At 73.3% G+C, this 18,051-nt stretch carries 15 protein-coding genes; 4 read left to right on the top strand and 11 right to left on the bottom strand.

Going from position 1 to position 18,051, the window contains the following annotated elements; translation table 11 throughout:
• The first annotated feature begins 197 nt into the window (after positions 1-197).
• The gene (locus ACWD01_RS23935) at positions 198-2,318 is read left to right on the top strand and encodes a LamG domain-containing protein (RefSeq protein ID WP_451164832.1); all 2,121 of its coding nucleotides are present in this window, start codon (positions 198-200) and stop codon (positions 2,316-2,318) included.
• A 133-nt stretch (positions 2,319-2,451) separates the two neighbouring features.
• Here the strand turns inward: ACWD01_RS23935 and ACWD01_RS23930 are convergent, their stop codons facing one another.
• The 7 genes from ACWD01_RS23930 to ACWD01_RS23900 form a co-directional block, all read right to left on the bottom strand.
• A complete protein-coding gene (locus ACWD01_RS23930; RefSeq protein WP_451164831.1) occupies positions 2,452-4,113 on the bottom strand; it encodes an FAD-dependent oxidoreductase in 1,662 nt (553 codons plus the stop codon).
• A gap of 44 nt (positions 4,114-4,157) precedes the next feature.
• Positions 4,158-5,072 (bottom strand): AurF N-oxygenase family protein, encoded by a 915-nt coding sequence (locus tag ACWD01_RS23925; RefSeq protein WP_451164830.1) that lies wholly within the window; start codon positions 5,070-5,072, stop codon positions 4,158-4,160.
• A 328-nt stretch (positions 5,073-5,400) separates the two neighbouring features.
• Complete coding sequence (locus tag ACWD01_RS23920) at positions 5,401-7,008, bottom strand: polyamine aminopropyltransferase (RefSeq protein WP_451164829.1); 1,608 nt, start codon at positions 7,006-7,008, stop codon at positions 5,401-5,403.
• A gap of 7 nt (positions 7,009-7,015) precedes the next feature.
• Entirely contained in the window at positions 7,016-7,453 is a 438-nt protein-coding gene (locus ACWD01_RS23915; protein WP_451164828.1) for a DUF350 domain-containing protein, read from the bottom strand.
• Between the two features lie 58 nt (positions 7,454-7,511).
• A complete protein-coding gene (locus tag ACWD01_RS23910) occupies positions 7,512-7,913 on the bottom strand; it encodes a DUF4247 domain-containing protein (RefSeq protein ID WP_451164827.1) in 402 nt (133 codons plus the stop codon).
• Positions 7,910-8,407, bottom strand: a complete 498-nt coding sequence (locus ACWD01_RS23905; RefSeq protein ID WP_451164826.1) for a DUF2617 family protein — start codon at positions 8,405-8,407, stop codon at positions 7,910-7,912. The genes ACWD01_RS23910 and ACWD01_RS23905 overlap by 4 nt, the downstream gene beginning before the upstream one ends.
• Positions 8,404-8,532 (bottom strand): hypothetical protein, encoded by a 129-nt coding sequence (locus tag ACWD01_RS23900; RefSeq protein WP_451164825.1) that lies wholly within the window; start codon positions 8,530-8,532, stop codon positions 8,404-8,406. The genes ACWD01_RS23905 and ACWD01_RS23900 overlap by 4 nt, the downstream gene beginning before the upstream one ends.
• Positions 8,533-8,697: 165 nt before the next feature.
• Here ACWD01_RS23900 and ACWD01_RS23895 point away from each other — a divergent pair, with 165 nt between their 5' ends.
• Complete coding sequence (locus ACWD01_RS23895; RefSeq protein ID WP_451164824.1) at positions 8,698-9,684, top strand: NAD-dependent epimerase/dehydratase family protein; 987 nt, start codon at positions 8,698-8,700, stop codon at positions 9,682-9,684.
• Between the two features lie 186 nt (positions 9,685-9,870).
• Here ACWD01_RS23895 and ACWD01_RS23890 read toward each other — a convergent pair whose 3' ends face one another.
• The 4 genes from ACWD01_RS23890 to ACWD01_RS23875 all read right to left on the bottom strand — a co-directional run bounded on the left by ACWD01_RS23890 (position 9,871) and on the right by ACWD01_RS23875 (position 14,749).
• Positions 9,871-10,557, bottom strand: a complete 687-nt coding sequence (locus ACWD01_RS23890; protein ID WP_451164823.1) for an HAD family hydrolase — start codon at positions 10,555-10,557, stop codon at positions 9,871-9,873.
• 25 nt (positions 10,558-10,582) lie between these two features.
• A complete protein-coding gene (locus ACWD01_RS23885) occupies positions 10,583-11,065 on the bottom strand; it encodes an Lrp/AsnC family transcriptional regulator (protein WP_356898803.1) in 483 nt (160 codons plus the stop codon).
• Between the two features lie 94 nt (positions 11,066-11,159).
• Positions 11,160-13,883: a SpoIIE family protein phosphatase gene (locus ACWD01_RS23880; protein ID WP_451164822.1), complete on the bottom strand. Its 2,724-nt coding sequence runs from the start codon at positions 13,881-13,883 to the stop codon at positions 11,160-11,162.
• Positions 13,884-14,089: 206 nt separating this feature from the next.
• On the bottom strand, positions 14,090-14,749 hold the full coding sequence (locus ACWD01_RS23875) for a dienelactone hydrolase family protein (RefSeq protein ID WP_451164821.1): 660 nt from the start codon (positions 14,747-14,749) through the stop codon (positions 14,090-14,092).
• A 384-nt stretch (positions 14,750-15,133) separates the two neighbouring features.
• On the opposite strand from ACWD01_RS23875, the gene ACWD01_RS23870 reads away from it, so the two are divergent.
• Together ACWD01_RS23870 and ACWD01_RS23865 are read left to right on the top strand one after the other, a co-directional pair.
• Positions 15,134-16,645, top strand: a complete 1,512-nt coding sequence (locus ACWD01_RS23870; protein WP_451164820.1) for an FUSC family protein — start codon at positions 15,134-15,136, stop codon at positions 16,643-16,645.
• A gap of 98 nt (positions 16,646-16,743) precedes the next feature.
• Entirely contained in the window at positions 16,744-17,829 is a 1,086-nt protein-coding gene (locus ACWD01_RS23865; RefSeq protein WP_451164819.1) for a lactonase family protein, read from the top strand.
• The last annotated feature ends 222 nt before the right edge of the window (positions 17,830-18,051 follow it).

Genomic DNA, 18,051 nt, shown 5'->3' with positions numbered 1-18,051 from the left:
CGGGCGTCGGGGCAGCAGCCGGGGGAGGGGCGCCGGGCGGGGTGGAGGTGTCACGGGGGCGTGGACGCCGAAAGTGTTTTGAATGCGTTCGGAGAGCGATCTATAGTCATGCAACTTCGCTGGCCTCCTGCGCGAGTTGAAGGCGGCGAACCGCCCCCGCGCAGGGCCTGGCACCCAAAACAGGGGGACCCAACCGAATGAACGCATACTCCGGCCGGCGCGTCAGATCCGCCGCCGCGGCGACGGGGGTGGCAGTCGTGCTGCTTGCCGCCACCCCAGGCGCCGCCACGGCGGCCGGGGGGAACCTTCCGCCGCTGCAACCGGGCATCGACACCCTCACCGTCGACTTCACCAAGCCCTGCTCCGACGAGCCCGTCTACGTCCCCCGGGAGCCCGAACTCCGGGCCTTCGTCGAGGACACGGCGGAGGACAACGAGGAGTGGGAGAGCAATGGGGCCCGTGCCGAGTTCGAGGCCTGGTGGACCGACGCCGACGGAGCCGAGCAACGCCGGACCTACACCTCCGCCTTTGTGGGTCTGCCCACCAACCACCTGTGGCGAACCCCCTCCGACCTTCCGGCCGACACGGTCGTCTCCTGGCATGTCCGGGCCGTCGACGCGGAGGGCGCGACCTCCGCCTGGAGTGACGAAAACCCCGGCTTCTCCTGCCGGTTCGTCATCGACCGGGTCAGCCCCGAGCCGGCGACGGTCGTCTCGGAGCAGTACCCGGACGACAGCAGCGGCTGGCACGACGGCGTCGGCGTCTACGGCAGCTTCACGTTCGACTCCCCGTCCGAGGACGTCGTCGAGTACGTCTACTCCTTCCTCGGCTCCGCCCCGAAGCGGGTCCGGCCCGAGGAACCGGGCGGACCGGTCACCATCCGGTGGATGCCGGAGGACGCCAAGCCCTACGCCCTGGAGGTCCACGCAGTCGACCGGGCCGGGCGGGCCAGCTCCAGGACGACTCATGAGATACGCGTCGCCGTCGGCCGTACCCCCGTCGCCCACTGGACACTCGCCGATCCGGCCGGCGCCGACAGTGCCGCCGCCGAGGCCGGCCGAGTGGCCCGCGCCGAGGACGGCGTCGTCTTCGGTGGCCCCGCTCCCTCCCGCACCGGCCTCACCTCCGCCGTCACCCTCGACGGCCGGGGCAACAGCTACCTGACCCCGGACGCCCCGGCGACGGACACCGCCGGTACGTTCGCGCTGTCCGCCTGGGTCCGCCCCGCCGCGACCGGCTCCCCGATGACGGTGGCCAGCCAGGACGCGGCCGACGGCACCTCCGCCTTCACCCTGGGCCTGCGCCCGGCCGAGGGCGGCCCGGCCACCTGGGCCTTCCGCTACGGCGCCACGACCCTTACCGGCGGCCGAGCCTCCGTCGGCGGCTGGGTCCACCTGACCGGCCTGTACGACACCGAGGACAACACCCTGCGCCTCTACGTCAACGGCAAGGAGGTCGCCTCCCGGACCGGCGTCGCCCCGGTGGCCGCCCCCGGCGCCTTCCAGATCGGCCGCGCCCGCGGCAATGCCGGTGCCCGCTGGCAGGGTGGGATCGGCGACGTCCGCGTCTGGGACCGGGTCGTGTCCCGTGAGGAGATCGAGCGACTGGGTTCCCGCCCGGCCGACCTGGTCGCCGCCTGGGACATCGAGCGGACCGACGGCGGTGTGATCCCCGACTGGTACGAGGACAGGCCGCTCACGCTGCACGGCGGCGCCGGCTTCTACACCCCCGACTACTGGTCCTGCATCGAAGACCCCGAGTGCGTCGACTTCCCGGCCGGTGCCCTCGACGGCAACGACCACCTGGCCCTGGACGGCACGGACGACTACGCCGCTACCGACGGCCCCGTCGTGGACACCGCCGACAGCTTCAGCGTCGGTCTGCGGGTCCGCTTCGCCGACATCACCCCCGGCCGGCCGATGACGGTCCTGTCCCAGGGCGACGCCGACAGCGACGCCTTCAAGGTCCGCTACGACCCGGCCGCGTCCGAGTGGCAGCTGATCCTCACCGACGGCAGTGGACCGGGCGCCGCACAGACCGTTGTCGCCGGGCCGGGCGCTCTGACGGCCAACACCGACGAAGTGGTCGTCGTGTACGACGACTCCGAGGGCCACATCACCCTGTACGTCGAGGGCGAGCCCGTGGCCACTGGCGAGTTCAACGCCTCGTGGAGCGCCTCCGGCCCGTTGCAGATCGGCCGTGGCCACACCGCCGACGGCGGCTGGGGTGAGTACTTCCACGGCGGGGCGGACACCGTCCGTGTCTTCAGCGGAGCCCTCACGCCCACCCAGGTGCGGTCGTTCGCCTACCTCAACTGAGGTCTGCAGGAACCTCCTCCAGCCGTTCGAGAATCGCGAACGGTTGGAGGAGGTTCCTGCGTGGGGTCCCCGCGCCCTGAACCGTCCCATCAAGGTCGCGGGTTTCAGCCGCGAGTTCGGTGGACCCCGGCCGTCAGCGCGGCAGCCGCAGGCGGGCGCCCCTCGCCGCTCCCACGAGTTCGCGGACCGTGGTCAGCTTGACCCGTGATCTGTCGTCGTCCCGGCCACGGGCCAGCTCGGGACGCTCGATGGCCGCGAGGCCGCGAGCGTCGACGACCTGGCGGTTGCGGCTCCGTACGAGGCGGCGGAACGCCTTTGCGGGCTGCGTCGGCGACGGCAGTGAGCCGGCGACGGCGTCGGCGAGGAGCGTGCCGACCGTCTCCGCGGCGCAGGTGCGGTTGGCGCCGATGCCGCCCGACGGCCCGCGCTTGATCCAGCCCACGACGTACGTCCCCGGCCGGCTGCTCACGCGGCCTCCCTCGTGCGGGACCGTGCCGGTGGCCTCGTCGAAGGGCAGACCGGCGACGGGCACCCCGCGGTAGCCGACGGCCCGCAGCAGCAGGCCCGCTGCGATCTCCCGTTCCACAGAGGAGCCGCTGGCGCGCACCGCGCGCACAGCGCCCTCGCCCGCGCCCTCGCCGAGCGCCGCCACGGGCGCGGAGTGGAAGCGGAACACGATCCGCCGGCCCGGTGCGGGCGGCTGCGACCAGTCGACCGTGCGGCGGGTGACGTCCCGCAGGTCGCCGGCCTTGTCCTTCGGCCCGGCGGCGTCGATGCTCGCGCCGATGCGCGGATCGTGGTCGTCCACGACGAGTTCGACCCCGGGCAGATGCTTGAGCGCGAGCAGTTCCGACCGGGTGCAGGCCGCGTCCTCGGGGCCTCGGCGTCCGAGCAGCACCACCTCGCGCACCGAGCCGGCGCGCAGCGCGGCGAGGGCGTGGTCGGCGATGTCGGTCCTGGCCAGCGACTCCGGGTCGCAGACCAGGATCCGGGCGACGTCGAGCGCCACGTTGCCGTTGCCGACGACGACCACCCGCTCCGCGGACAGATCGACCGCGTCCGGCGCGACCTCCGGGTGGCCGTTGTACCAGGCGACGAACGTGGTGGCGGAGAGGCTGCCGGGCAGGTCCTCGCCCGGGATGCCGACGCGGCGGTCGGTGGAGGCTCCGACGGCGTATATCACCGCGTCGTGGTGCGCGGCGAGCTCCTCCGCGCTGATGTCCTTGCCCACCTCGACGCCCAGGTGCATCCGCACCCGCGGGTGGGTGTGGAACCGTGCGAACGTGTCGCCGACCTTCTTGGTGCCGGGGTGGTCCGGGGCCACCCCGTACCGTACGAGACCGCCGGCCACCGGCAGCCGGTCGACGAGCGTCACCTCGGCGTTGGTGTGCAGCAGCAGGTCCTCCGCGGCGTACATGCCCGCCGGCCCTGTGCCCACCACCGCGACCCGGATCGGCGCGAAGTCGGACGGCAGGGAGCGGTCGAAGGAGGGCTCGCCCCACACGTGGAAGTTCGGGCTGTCACCGGCCGGCTCCGGCGCCTCGTCCTCGAAGTACGCGGCGTTGATCGCGGCGTACTCCCGCTGCGCGCCGGACAGCGCGTCCACGGGGTGGATCGCGTCGACCGGGCAGGCGTCCGCGCAGGCCCCGCAGTCGATGCAGGACCGGGGGTCGATGTAGAGCATCTCCGTGCTGCCGAAGGCGCGTTCCTCCGGGGTGGGGTGGATGCAGTTGACCGGGCAGACGGCGACGCAGGTGGCGTCGCTGCAGCAGGTCTGGGTGATGGCGTAGGTCATGTCGTCAGCTCGGCTCGGTTCGTCTCGGGTCGGCTCTGGTCCGGTCAGATGAGGTGCGCGCGCTTGTAGAAGAACAGCGCGGGCCTGGTGAGCAGGCCGGCGGAGGCCAGGAACTCCATCAGGCCCGAACAGCTCGACCGCATCATCGACTTGTGGTGCTCGTTGGCCTTCGCCTCGCGCAGCGCGCGCTCCTCGTCGAGGCCGGCGTTCTCGTAGACCTTCGGGTTCACCATGCTGGTGACGATGAAGTAGGACGCGATGGCGACGACGAAGGCGTTGATGTGGCGGCGTACGCGGCCGGCGCGCGCGAGGTGCCTGCGCGTCTCGTCGCGGGCGAACTTCATGTGCCGGGACTCCTCGACGACATGGATGTTGTTGATGGTGCGGACGAACGGCACGACCCGCTCGTCCCGCATCCAGTCGCGCTGCATGACGTCCAGCACCTCCTCGGCGACGAGGATCGCGGCGTACGCCGCCTCGCCGAACGCCACCGTCTTGAAGGCGCGGCCGAGTTCGACGGCGACGCGGTGCGGCCGGTAGGGCGGTGCGCCGAGCTTCTGGGCGCCGCGGGCGAACATGATCGAGTGTCGGCACTCCTCGGCGATCTCGGTGAGCGCCCACTGGAACCGGTCGTCGGTCGGGTCCTTGGCGTAGAGGTCGCGCAGGACCATCTGCTGCAGGATCATCTCGAACCAGATGCCGGTGCTGGCCACCGACGCCGCCTCCTGGCGCGTCAGTTCCTTGCGCTGGGTGTCGGTCATCTCCTGCCAGTAGGCGGTGCCGTAGAGCGTGCTCCACTCCGGGCTCGCGCCGTGGAAGTCCTTGTCCAGGGGCGTCTCCCAGTCCACCTCGGTGGCGGGGTCGTACGCCAGCATCGCGGCCGAGTCGAGCAACCGCCGGGCGACGTCGTACTGCGGGGTCCGGTCCTGCGTCTTCGGTCGAACGGTGCTGCTGGCCATGTGAGCGACTCCTCGGAACGCTGTCGGGCAGGGGCGCGGCACCTTGTTAGATGTGGCGTCTAACAAGCTGTTGGACGGACCGTATAGCAAGGGGCCGGGATCGGCCTACCCCCCAGTAGGAAATCGGTGCGCGAGGTCCGGGCAGCGCGGAGCGGCCGGTCCCGTTCACGGGTGCCCGGCGGCGGTTCAGGGTGTGAGGAGATTGGTCGGAGCAAAGGTCGGCGTGATGAGGGAAGGCGTGGATACAGGCCGGAAGTACGGCACTTCAGCCGTCTGAGTCACCGATCGATTCGCGATCGCAAGGCTGCGGGAGGGGAGCCCGGCGGGCTCAGTAGTTCTGCCACTCGCTACGTGTGTACTCCAGCACCACCGGGTCCATCAGCGTGCTCGCCCTGACGTCCAGCGGGCGGCGGTCCACCGGGAAGACGGTGGCGGCGTCGAGGACGGCGTCGTCCAGGAACCGCAGCGGCGGCGCCTCCCCGGGCAGCCGCAGGTCCGGCGCGGGGCCGCTCTTCCCGGGCACGGCCAGGACGAAGCCCCAGTTGCCGAAACTGGGCACGTCCACCTGGTACTCGGTGGTGCGGTAGCCGGCCTCGCCGATCGTGGTGGCGATGGACCAGTACGACTTGGGGGCGAAGAAGGGGGAGCCGGCCTGCACCACGACCTGGCTCTCCGGCTTCAGGGCGTGGCTGAGCAGGTGGTAGAACTCGACGGAGTAGAGCTTCGCCAGCGCCGCGTTGTCGGGGTCGGGAAAGTCGATGATCACCGTGTCGAAGCGCTGCCCGGCGTCCCGGAGCCAGTTGAAGGCGTCGGCGTTGACGGCGGTGACCCGGGGATCGGCCAGGGCGTCGCGGTTCAGTTCGCGCAGCGGATCGAAGTCGCGGGCGAGCCTCGTCATCGCCGGATCGAGGTCGACGAGCGTGACCTCCTCGACGTCGTCGTAACGCAGCACCTCCCGCAGGCCGAGCGCGTCGCCACCGCCCATGATCAGCACCGAGGAACGTTTCCCCGACAGGGCGGGGTGGACCAGTGCCTCGTGGTAGCGGTACTCGTCGACGGAGGAGAACTGCAGATCGCCGTTGAGGAACAGCCGCATGTCGGGCTCACCGGTGAAGGCCGTGGACCGGGTGACCACGATGTCCTGGTACGGGGTCGTCTCCGCGTGGACGATCGGGTCGCGGTACAGCTGCTGGCGCGCCGTCACCTCGATGTCGTCGGCCAGCGCGTACACGGTGCCGAGCACGGCGAGGACGCCGGCCATGCCGGCCAGCAGCGACACCCGTACGACGCGGCGGGTCTCCTTGCGGAAGATCCACAGCACGACGACGACCCCGGCGACCGCGTTGACCGCCCCCACCACCAGCGCGCCCTTGAGCTGCCCGAAGGCGGGAAGCAGCAGCAGCGGGAAGCACAGCCCGCCGACCAGCGCCCCGATGTAGTCGACGGCGAACATGTCCGCGACGGCGCTGCCCGCCTCCTGCCGCCGGATGCGCTGCAGCAGCGTCATCAGCAGCGGGATCTCCGCCCCGATGAGCAGGCCGACGGCGAAGGTGACCACCACCATCGACGGCATATAGATCCGCAGCCAGGCGAACGACACGTACAGCACCAGCACCGACAGGCCGCCGACGAGCGCGAGCACCCCCTCCACCAGGGCGAACGAGCCGACCGCGCGCCGCTGCAGCGGCTTGGCCGCGAGCGAGCCGATCCCCATGGCGAAGACCATCACGGAGATGACCACGGAGGTCTGCATCACCGAGTTGCCGATGAGATAGCTGCCCAGCGCCGTCAGCGCCAGCTCGTACACCAGCCCGCAGGCCGCGCAGAGGAACACCGAGAACAGCAGCAGGAACCGCGCCCCCCGCGAATGGCCGGCGGGCGCGGCTTCCGCGGCGGGAGAGGGGGTGGCGGTGCGGTCCGCGGTGGTGGTGCTCATCGGGGGGTCAGGAGACCGCGGCGCCGACCATGAAGGCCGTACCGATGTACATGGCGGCCTGGACCCAGGCGGCGGGGTGCGGGCGGTCGCCGTTGTCGTCCAGCACGGCGTGGCCGAGGCGGCCGGGCGTCAGCAGACCGACCACGATGGCGATGAACGTCATCACGACGACGCCGGCCAAGCCGTACAACAGGGTGCTGAACAGGCCGAGGCCGAGGCCCTGTTCCGATTCGCTGGCCCGGATCGACTGGTCGATGACGAGGCCGATGGCGATCGTCTGGCCGGCGAGGAGGACCGCGGCGCCGCGGTTGCGCTCCGTCCACACCACATGGACGAGCTTGCCGGGCGTCACCAGGTCGAGCGCGATGAAGCCGACCGCCATCACGAAGAAACCGACCAGACCGTACAGCAGGGCGATGCCTGCCGACTCGAAGATCTCTGCCACGGGGGTGCCTTTCGGGGACGTCGTCGAGGAGTTCGGGTGGAGGGAGGACCGGGGTCGGTCATTTGCCGGAGCCGGGGCCGCCGCCGCGGAACGAGTCGTTGTCCGGGTCCGGCCAGACCGACCGGATGTGCGTCTTCCAGCGGTGGTAGCCGCTGCGGTAGGTGTCGATCTCGATCCGGCTGCCGCTCTTGAGCGGGGTGATCGCCACGATGTCGTTCCGGTAGCGCAGGAAGACCTTGCCGTCGTCGTCGATACGTCCGCCGGCCGCGGTGTGGCCGTCGATCTCCTTGGCCACCTTGGACGTCGCGTCGCTGCTGTCGACATAGCCGACGCCGTTGCCGCTGTACTGCTGGCGGATCCAGTTGGTCGGCACGGCGTTGGCGTCCTCCGGGTCGTCGCCGCATGCGGTGAGCGCGACGAGGGCGAACAGCGTCACGCAGATGATTCGGGCGGTCTTCATCGGGCCTCCAGCCGGGTGTGCGTCGCCACGATCTGGCGGCTCTGCGGGTAGGTGTGCCAGGTGCGCCAGCCCAGTCCGGTGCCGTGGCGTTCGACGGTGAGCGCGGTGACGGCCTCCACGGAGCCCGGGAAGACCCCGTACAGCGCGGTCTCGGGGGACGCGTCGGCCCGGCCGCGGATCAGCGCCACCTCTTCGGCGAACCGTGCCGTGGTGAAGTGCTCGACGCGGGCGCTGAAGTGGTACGACCAGCCGTCGAACTCCTGCGCCGCCGAGTCCGGCAGCCCTCCCTCGACGCCGGGCAGACAGGCCACGGTCTCGCGTACCGGACCCGCGAAGACCTGGTGGGAGGCGCCCAGGAGCCGGAGTTGGACGTCCAGACCGCCGACGGTCAGATCACGTACGGCGAGTGCCTCGCGGGCGGGCCGACCCAGGGTGAAGGAGAGCTGGTCGGCGTCCGTGTCCAGATAGGGGGTGGCCAGTTCTATGCCGCTCATGTGCCGAGTCCCGCGCGGACGCCGGGCGTTGCCCGGGCGGGGGTCTCCACCGGCGCGGCGGCCCGGGTGACGGCGGCGGCCCTGACGGCGGGCCGGGCACCGAGGACGGCGAGCACGGGCTTCAACGGTGATCCCCACGACTATGGAACTGGCAGCGAGCGCGCTGAGTATGGCACAGCCCCGGCGCCGCCCCCGCGGGGGGAGTCCGGCTCCTCGGCGGCCGGGCGGAACAGGTCTGCCGTCAGCTAATTTCCCCGGGCGCCTCCCGCCGTCGGTGGTTGGCTGACGGCATGGACATCCTGGTTCTGGGCGGAACGGCATGGGTCGGCAGGCAGTTGTCGCGGCAGGCGGTGGAGCGCGGCCACCGGGTGACGTGTCTCGCCCGCGGCCAAAGCGGACAAGTCGCCCGCGGGGCGACGCTGGTGGCCGCAGACCGGTGCGACCCCGCGGCGTACGAGCCGGTGCAGGGCCGCGACTGGGACGCGGTGGTCGAGGTGTCGTGGCAGCCGGGCTTCGTCCGCGGGGCGCTGGCGGCCCTGGGCGGCCGGACGAGGCACTGGACCTACGTCTCGTCCGTCAGCGCCTACGCCTCCCACGCCACCGCGGACGCCGACGAGTCCGCGCCGCTGCTCGCTCCGACGGAGCGCGAAGAGGCCGACCGGTCGGTGTACGGCGAGGCGAAGACCGCCTGCGAGCAGGCGTCGACGGCCGCCGTGGGCGCCCGCCTCCTGACCGCCCGCGCCGGCCTCATCGGCGGCCCGGGCGACCACAGCGGACGCTCCGGCTACTGGGTGGCCCGTGCCGCCCGTGGACCACGGGAACCGATGCTGGCGCCCGACGCACCGGACCTGCCGACCCAGGCGGTCGACGTGCGGGACCTCGCCGCCTGGCTGCTCGACGCCGCCGAGAAGGGGACGACCGGCACGTACGACGCCGTCGGCCCGGTCGTTCCGCTCGGCCGATGGATCGAGCTGTCCCGCGAGATCGGCGGGCACACCGGTCCCGTGGTCACCGCCGACCCGGCCTGGCTGCTCGCCAACGGCGTGGCCGAGTACATGGGCGCCGAGTCGCTGCCCATGTGGCTGGCCGACCCGGCCTTGCGGGGCTGGTCGGCCCGGAACGGGTCGGCTGCGCGCGCGGCCGGGCTCCGCCACCGGCCGGCCGCGCGCACGCTGGCCGACACGCTGGCCTGGGAACGCGAGCAGGGACTGGACCGGCCGCGCCGCGCCGGTCTCAGCGCGCGGCGCGAGCGGGAGCTGCTCGCCCTCCTCGGCTGAGTCTCCGTTCGCGGGCGCCGGAAGCGGCCCGGGTCGGAAGCCGCCCCGGGCCGGAGGGCCTTGCCTGCCGGAAGCGGCGCCGGGAGCGCTGACCGCGGGGGCCGTACCGGGCCGGCGGCCCTTGCCTGCCGGAGGCGGCTCACGGTCGGGGGCGTCGCGTCCGAGGGCCGCTCCCGGGACCGGCCGTCACCCCGTGCCCGTGACCCATTCGTACGCGGCCTGCGCCGTGAACTCGCGCTGCCCGCCCGCGAACAGCAGGTCCGCCGCCAGGAACGCGGCGGCGTCGGCGGTGTCCTCGACGTACGGCACGGCGATGCACCGCATTCCCGCCGCCTGTGCGGCCGCCGCTCCCGGCGGCGCGTCCTCCAGGACCACGCAGTCGTGGGGCGCGGCGTCCAGACGGCGGGCCGCCTCCAGGAAGACGTCCGGCTCCGGCTTGCCGCGGCCGACCTCCTCCGCGGAGACGGTCACCGCGATGTGGTCGGCCAGACCCGTGCCGGCGAGCACCGCCTCGATGGCCGCCCGGGACGAGCCGGACGCCACCGCCATCGGGACGCCCGCCGCCGACAGGCGCTCCACGAACTCGCGCATCTGCGGGAACACCACGGTCGACGTGTCCGCCAGCTCCAGGTACGCGCGGTTCTTGGCGGCCAGCAGCTCGTCGACCGGGGCGTCGATGGCGTACCGGGCGCGCAGCACCTCCAGCGTCTCGCGGGTCCCGATGCCGATGAACCGCTTGTGCTCGTCCCAGTCGAAGCCGAGCACCCCGTGCGTGGCCAGGACACGGCGCCCCGCTTCGAAGTAGTTCGGCTCGCTGTCCACGAGTGTGCCGTCGAGATCGAAGATGACCGAAGGGGTGCGCGGGGTGCTCATGCCCTCCAGGATGCCAAGCGCCTCTTCAGCGCCGGCCGCCGGCCGACCGGCCCACCGACTCGACCAGGGGCAGCAGCCGGTACGGCACCCGCTCGCGCAGGGCCATCTCGGTACGGGTGCGGACCACGCCGGGCAGGTTGATCAGCCGCTGGATCACGTCCTCGAGATGCCCGTTGTCCCGTGCGGCGACCCGGGTCAGCAGATCCCCGCCGCCCGTGATCGAGAAGGCCTCGATGATCTCCGGCACGGCCGCCAGCGCGTCGCCCACCTCGTCCAGATGCCCCTGCGTCACCTCGATGTGCACAAACGCCAGCACCGGGTGGCCCAGCGCGGCGGGGGAGAGGAAGGGACCGGTCGCGGTGATCACGCCGTCGCGTTCGAGCCGGTCGATCCTGGCCTGCAGAGTGCCGCGCGCGATGCCGAGGATGCGCGCGTACTCACGGACGCTGGTGCGCGGCTGCTCGATCAGCAGACGCAGGATGCGGGTGTCGAGCTCGTCCACCGCCATGGTCCATCGGGCCCTTTCGCGGCGCGTTTCACGGAGTCCCACCGTACCAATGGCCCAGCTCGGCGGGCCCGGGGCCGGCCGGTGACCCGTCGCCTCACCAGTCGGTGCCGGCGGACAGCAGCAGCTCGGCCGACGGCTGCCCGTCGGTCAGTGGCTGCTCCGTCCAGATCACCTTGCCGGTCGGTGTGTACCGGGTGCCCCACCGCGCCGCGAGCTGGGCGACGAGGAACAGTCCGCGGCCGCCCTCGTCGGTGGTGGCGGCCCGCCGCAGGTGCGGCGAGGTGCTGCTGCCGTCGGACACCTCGCAGATCAGGGTCCGCTCGTAGAGCAGCCGTACCCGGATCGGCTCGGTGCCGTAGCGGATCGCGTTGGTGATCAACTCGCTCAGCACCAGCTCGGTGGTGAAGCCCGTCTCCTCCAGCCCCCACGCGTCGAGCTGGCGGCTGCACGCGCTGCGCACCGGCGCGACGGCGGCCGGATCGCGCGGAACGTCCCAGGTGGCGATCCGGTCCTCTTCGAGCAGCCGGGTACGGGCCACCAGCAGCGCGATGTCGTCCCGGCGGGACTCGGGCACCATGGCGTCGAACACCGCCTCGCAGGTCTCCTCCGCCGTCCGGTCGACATGGTCGGCCAGGACCGTGCGCAGCTGCTCCAGACCGGCGTCCAGATCGCGGTCCCGATGCTCGACGAGACCGTCGGTGTAGAGCACGAGGCGGCTGCCCTCCGGCAACCGGACCTCCGCCGACTCGAACGGGAAGCCGCCCAGGCCCAGGGGAGGGGAGACCGGCACCTCCAGGAACTCCACGCTTCCGTCGGGACGCACCAGGGCCGGCGGCAGATGACCGGCCGTCGCGAAGGTGCACAGGCCGGAGACCGGGTCGTAGATCGCGTACAGACAGGTGGCGCCGGTGATCCCCTCGCCCTCGCCGCCGGAGTCCTCGAGATCGATGCGGCCCACCAGCTCGTCGAGCCGGGTGAGGAGCTCGTCCGGCGGCAGGTCGAGGGTGGAGAAGTTGTGGACCGCGGTCCGCAGCCGGCCCATCGTCGCGGCGGCGTGCAGTCCGTGGCCGACGACGTCCCCGACGACGAGGGCCACCCGCGCGCCGGGCAGCGGGATGACGTCGAACCAGTCGCCGCCCACCCTGGCCTGCGCGGGCAGATACCGGTAGGCGATGTCCACGGCCCCCTGCACGGGCAGGACGTGCGGCAGCAGACTGCGCTGGAGGGTCTCCGCCATGGTGTGCTCGCGGGTGAAGCGGCGGGCGTTGTCGATGGCGACGGCGGCGCGCGCCGCCAGCTCCTCCGCGAAGGACAGATCCTCCTCCCCGAAGCGTTCCTCCCGCTCGGAGCGCCAGTAGTTGACCATGCCCAGCACCACCCCGCGGGCCTGCAGCGGAGCCGTGATCAGCGAGTGGACGCCGTAGGCGAGGGCCTGGTCCGCCCCCGCGGGGTCCTGGGCCCGCCAGCTGTCGGCGACCGTCAGATCCGCTTCGAGCACCGCGTGCCCGCCGGCCAGGGCCTCGGCCATCGGGGTGGCCGGAGCGAGGAAGCTGATCACGTCGCCCACCGGCTGGAAGGGGTGGTCCGCGCGGATGCCGGTCAGCGCGGCGCGGCGCATCTCCGTCGGCGCCGTGCCGGACGGTTCGTCACCGTGCAGCACCGGATTCAGCAGCTCCACCGTGACGAAGTCCGCGAACCGCGGGACCGCCACCCCCGACAGCTCCTCCGCGGTGCGCACCACGTCCAGCGTCGTGCCGATCCGTGTCCCGGCGTCGTAGAGGATCTTCAGCCGCCGCCGGGCGGTCTCCGCGGTGCCGGACACGGCGCGCAGCTCGGTGGTGTCCCGCAGCGTCGCCACGGTGCCGAAGTGGCCGCCGTACGGTGCCGTGGGCCGGGTGCTCACGGCGAGCAGCAGGTCACCGGCGAGGTGGACCTCGTCGGTCACGGACCGCTCGGAGACCAGCAGGGCCGCGACGCCCGGGTCGAGCCCCAGATCGGCGACATGGCGGCCGTCCGCGTCCGGCGGCAGTTCGAGAAGGCGACGGGCCTCGTCGTTGACCAGCGTCAGCCGCCCGTCACCGCCGACGATCAGGACCCCCTCGCGCACGGCGTGCAGGACCGCGTCGTGGTGCTCGTACATCCTGGTCATCTCGGTGGGGCCGATGCCGCGCGTCTGGCGGCGCAGCCGGCGGCTCACCAGGGCGGCGCTGACGGTGGCCAGCGCGAGTGCCGCCGCGGCGGAGGCCAGCAGCATCGGCAGCTGGCGGTCCACGGCGTCGCCGACGTTCTCGATCTCGACACCGGCCTGCACCAGGCCGATGACCCTGCCCCCGGGGCCGGTGACGGGCACGAGCGCCCGGGCGGCGTCGTTGGGTGCACCCTCGAAGATCTCGGTGAACGCCTCCCCGCGCGCCGCCCGCTCGACGCCCGAGCTCCGCTGTCCGATCAGGCTCGGGTCGCTGTCCGCGTACCGGGTCCCGTCCGGCGCCATCACGGTGATGAAGTCGACCCCCGCCGCCCGCCCGGTCTCCGCCATCAGCGGCTGGAGAGCCGCTCCCGGATCCGGTGACTGGAGCGCGGCCGCGGTGCCGGGGGCACGGGCGAAGGCGGCGGCGGTCGCGAGCGACTTCTTCTGGGCGCTCTGCTCACTGTCGTGCCGCGCCTGCAGTACGAGCAGGACCACCGCGGCGGCGATCAGCAGGACGGCGACCGCGATCTGCAGCAGGAGCACCTGCCCGGCGACGCTGCGCGCCCCCAGCAGTGATTCCCGCCTGCCCCGCAGCGGGCGCCGCGACGGGTCGGGCCTGTGCCCGTTCATAGCGCTCCACTTCCCGGATCTGGGCGCCGGCGCCGGGTGGCTGCGTCGGCGAGGGGCCGCTTGTTGCACATCAGAGCCGGGTGACCGGCCCGTTATGCCTCTTTTCTAGCACTTGATCCGCTTTCGGGGTCGGTCGCCGAGGGTGTGCGTACGGTCGGGTCCGGGGCGCTCACGACGGACGGGGGTCCGTTTCACCCTCTGTCGGCTCACCCTCCGTCGGCCCGCATCCCGAGGAACCAGTCGCGCGCCGCGTCCGCCGCCGCTTCCAGGGTTCCCGGCTCCTCGAAGAGATGAGTCGCCCCCGGGATCACGAGCACCCGGTGCTCGGCGGTCAGCTCGGCGGCCGCCTCCTCGTTCATCCCCAGCACCTGCCGGTCCTCGCCGCCGACGATCAGCAGGACCGGGGCCCGTACGGCGGGGAGCGCGGCGCCCGCCAGGTCCGGCCGGCCGCCTCTGGACACCACCGCGCGGACCCGGTCCGCCCGCTCCGCGGCCGCCACCAGCGCGGCGGCGGCGCCGGTGCTGGCGCCGAAGAGGCCCAGGGGGAGGCCGGCCGTGTCGGCGCGCTCGCCGAGCCGGTCGATGGCCGCCGTCACCCGCCGGCCGAGCAGCGGGATGTCGAAGCGGAGCTCGGCGGTGACCCGGTCCACGCGCTCCTCGTCCTCGCCGAGGAGGTCCATGAGCAGCGTCGCCAGCCCGGAACGCTGCAGCACCCCGGCCACCTCCCGGTTGCGCGGGCTGTGCCGCGAGCTGCCGCTGCCGTGGGCGAAGCACACGATGCCGCGGGTGGCGTCGGGCAGGACCAGGTCTCCGGTGAGGGTGATGCCGTCGGCGTCGAGGGAGACCGTCTGCGTTGCCGTTGCCATGGGATCGCACCTCCCGTGCGCGCTCCGGTGCGGCGGGCTCCACGTGGCCGCCGCCCTCCGGAACACGGCGGGTACCCAGGGGCGGCGGGTGCACCACCCCGCGGGCCGGACGGCCGGGGTGCGGGCCGTCGAGCGGCCGGTGGCCGCGGCGGGTGGGCCAATGGCCGGTTTCCTGGCTGGGTGTGATGCGCATGGGCGTGCCAATGGCCCAGTCGATCGCTCGCGAGTTGAGCCAACGGGCGGGAAGATGGTGTCATGGTGTGGTCGATGGCGCTGCGGGATTCCGCGGCGCCTTTTTCATGCCGGTCGCATGCCTGGTCGTGTGCCGGGCCGCGTGCCGGATCCACGCCGGATTCACACCGAACGAAGTGGGGGCGGTAAGCAGTGCTGAAGAGGATGTTCGTCGCCGCGGACCCGGGACGGCTGCGCCTGCGCAGCGCCGTCCGGGCCGTGCTCGGCATCGGACTGGCGGTCGCCGTGTGCGCTCTCGCCGGCCTCGACCTGCCCGCGGTCGTCACCGGCGGCCTCGCGGCGCTGCTCGCCCTCTTCACCGTCACCGACCGGACCGTCCGCGGCCAGGGGGTCACCACCGTCCTGCTGCCCGCCGTCGGCCTCCCGGTGCTCGCCCTCGCCGCGGGGCTGCACGACCATCCCGTACCGCGCGACCTGGCGTTCCTCGCCGTCGCCGGGGCCGGGGTGTACGCCCGGCGATGGGGCCCGCGCGGGCATGCGCTCGGCACCTTCGGGTTCATGACCTTCTTCGTGGCGCAGTTCCTGCACACCGGCCCCCGGCAGCTGCCCGAGGTGTACGCCGCCGTGATCCTGGCCGTCCTGGCCTCCTCCGCGGTCCGCTTCGGCCTCTGGTGCTACGAGCGGCGGCTGCCGCCGCCGGCCGTCCCCGCGCTGCCGGGCGGCACCGGGCTGGACCGCGTCACCACACGGCAGTCCGTCCAGGTCGTGGCCGCCGGCGCGCTCGCGCTCGTCGCCGGCCAGGTCCTCTCCGGCGAACGCTGGTACTGGGCCGTCGGCGCCGCCTGGTGGGTCTTCGTCAACACCTCCTCGCGCGGCGAGACCCTGGTCCGCGGCTTCCGCCGGGTCCTCGGCACGCTGATCGGGATCGGCGCCGGGGCCCTGGTCGCCGTCCCGCTGCACGGCGCGACGGCGCCGACGGCGGCCCTCGTCGCCGTGTGCGTCTTCGGCATCTTCTACACCGCTGCCGTCTCGTACAGCTGGATGATGTTCGCCGTGACGGTCCTCGTCAGCCTGCTGTACGGCCTGCTCGGCTTCCTTGAGCCGGCTCTGCTGGTGCTCCGGCTGGCGGAGACGGCCGTCGGCGCCCTGGGCGCGACGCTCGCCGTGCTGTTCGTCCTGCCCGTCACCACCCACGCCACCACTCACGCCTGGATCGAGCAGGCCGTGCGCTGTGTGCACCGCTGCACCGCCGAGGCCGCCGCACGCCTGGCAGGCTCCCCGGACGCCGACCCGGCCCCGTACGTCACCGAGCTCGAGAGCCTTCTCGGCAGGGTCCGGCAGTCGCTCGGGCCGCTGACGCACCCCCTCTCGCCGCTGCGCGCACGCAAGGCGCGAGCCCGTCATGTCATCGCGCTCCTCGACGACTGCGCCCGTGAGGTCCGTGGCCTGGCCGCCGTCGCGGCGGACCCCCAGGCCTCCCACGACGCCCGCCTCGCGGCGGCATGCGGACGGGTGGAGGCCGCGGTCCACGCCCTGGTGGCGCCGCCGTCGGCGCCGGTCGCCGTGGAGATCGTCCCGGTGCCCCAGCACCACCACCCGGGCGCCGAGGCCGCGCTCAGGCATCTGCACGACCTGGAGCGGGCGCTCGCCGAGCTGGCCACTCCCGTGCGTACGTCCCCTCGCGCGCCTCTTGTGCCGGCCTGAGCCCTGGATTGGTCTGAACCAACTGCTAACGTGCCGTCGGCAGGCGTGAGCGCGATCCCGGACGGACGCTCCGGAGATCCGGCGAGGGGACGGACACAGTGGCGGTCGGAGCGTTCGGAGCCGGCAGGTCGGCCGGGGCGGGCGGGGACGCGGGGCGGGCCTACGTCGGTTCGTACACCTCGGCGGGCGGGCGGGGGATCGTGGCCGCGGCCGTCGACCCGGAGACCGGAGCGCTGACCGAAACGGGCGTGAGCGACGCCGTGGCCGACCCGTCCTACCTCGCCGCCGTGACGACCGGCGCCGGGACCGTCCTGCACGCCGTCTCCGAGACCCCGGACGGCGCGGTGGTCTCCTTCGACGCCACCGGCGCGGCCCCGCGCCCCATCGGGCGGCGCGTACCGGTGGGCGGCGGCCACCCGACGCACCTCGCGCTCTCGCAGGGCCACGTGCTGACCGCCAACTACGGCTCCGGCAGCGTCAGCGTCCTGCCTGTCGGCACCGACGGCACCCCCGGCCCGCTCACGGGCGTCCTGCCGCACGAGGGCGCGGGCCCGGACCCCGAACGGCAGGGCGGGCCGCACGTCCACCAGGTGCTGCCGGACCCGACCGGCCGCTGGATCCTGAGCGTCGACCTCGGCGCCGACTCCGTACGGATCTGCGCGCTCGACACCGCCGCGGGCACGCTCGTTCCGCACCGCGAGACGTCCTTGCGCCCCGGCACGGGGCCGCGCCACCTCGCCTTCCACCCGGACGGGCGACACGTGTACGTGCTGGCCGAGCTGGAGCCCGTCGTCACCGTGTGCCGGTGGGACGTGTCGGCGGGCCTCCTCGAACCGGTCGGCGAGACCGCCGTGGTCCCGGACGGCACGGCCGGCCCCGCTTACCCGTCGGCACCGGTCGTCGCGCCCGACGGCCGCCACCTGTGGGCGGCGGTACGCGGCCACGACAGCATCGCCGTCCTCACGCTCGACCCGACGGGCGAACGGGCGACGCTCGTCACCACGGTCCCGTGCGGCGGTCACTGGCCCCGGGACCTGGCCCTCGACCCGACGGGCCGCCGGCTGTACGCGGCGAACGAGCGCTCGGGCGACGTGACATGGTTCTCGATCGACCCCACCACCGGCACCCCACACCTGTCCGGCACGCTCGCCGTCCCGGCGGCGTCCTGCGTGGTCTTCGCCTGACGCGCTTGCGACGGCGGGGGCGTCAGGCGTGCTCATGGCGTCGGCGACCGCGTACGGGCGGCCGGTCCCGGTGCTGCGCGGCCCTCGGCCTCGTAGCCCGCGCGGCGCCCGCGGGCACGCGAGGGGCCCGTGGCGGGGGGGGGGCCCCCCCCCCCCCGGCCCCCCCCCCCCCCCCCCCACGCCGGGGGCCCCCCCCCCCCCGCACCGGGGGGGGGGCGCCCG

The sequence above is a fragment of the Streptomyces sp. NPDC002835 genome (assembly GCF_053591995.1).
The sequence above is the reverse complement of the archived record's forward strand: the minus strand, read 5'-3'. Positions and strand labels throughout refer to the sequence as shown.

Coding starts and splice junctions, on each gene's coding strand:
- ACWD01_RS23935 (WP_451164832.1), top strand. CDS start 198: ATGAACGCATACTCCGGCCGGCGCGTCAGATCCGCCGCCGCGGCGACG.
- ACWD01_RS23930 (WP_451164831.1), bottom strand. CDS start 4,113: ATGACCTACGCCATCACCCAGACCTGCTGCAGCGACGCCACCTGCGTC.
- ACWD01_RS23925 (WP_451164830.1), bottom strand. CDS start 5,072: ATGGCCAGCAGCACCGTTCGACCGAAGACGCAGGACCGGACCCCGCAG.
- ACWD01_RS23920 (WP_451164829.1), bottom strand. CDS start 7,008: ATGAGCACCACCACCGCGGACCGCACCGCCACCCCCTCTCCCGCCGCG.
- ACWD01_RS23910 (WP_451164827.1), bottom strand. CDS start 7,913: ATGAAGACCGCCCGAATCATCTGCGTGACGCTGTTCGCCCTCGTCGCG.
- ACWD01_RS23905 (WP_451164826.1), bottom strand. CDS start 8,407: ATGAGCGGCATAGAACTGGCCACCCCCTATCTGGACACGGACGCCGAC.
- ACWD01_RS23895 (WP_451164824.1), top strand. CDS start 8,698: ATGGACATCCTGGTTCTGGGCGGAACGGCATGGGTCGGCAGGCAGTTG.
- ACWD01_RS23890 (WP_451164823.1), bottom strand. CDS start 10,557: ATGAGCACCCCGCGCACCCCTTCGGTCATCTTCGATCTCGACGGCACA.
- ACWD01_RS23885 (WP_356898803.1), bottom strand. CDS start 11,065: ATGGCGGTGGACGAGCTCGACACCCGCATCCTGCGTCTGCTGATCGAG.
- ACWD01_RS23880 (WP_451164822.1), bottom strand. CDS start 13,883: ATGAACGGGCACAGGCCCGACCCGTCGCGGCGCCCGCTGCGGGGCAGG.
- ACWD01_RS23875 (WP_451164821.1), bottom strand. CDS start 14,749: ATGGCAACGGCAACGCAGACGGTCTCCCTCGACGCCGACGGCATCACC.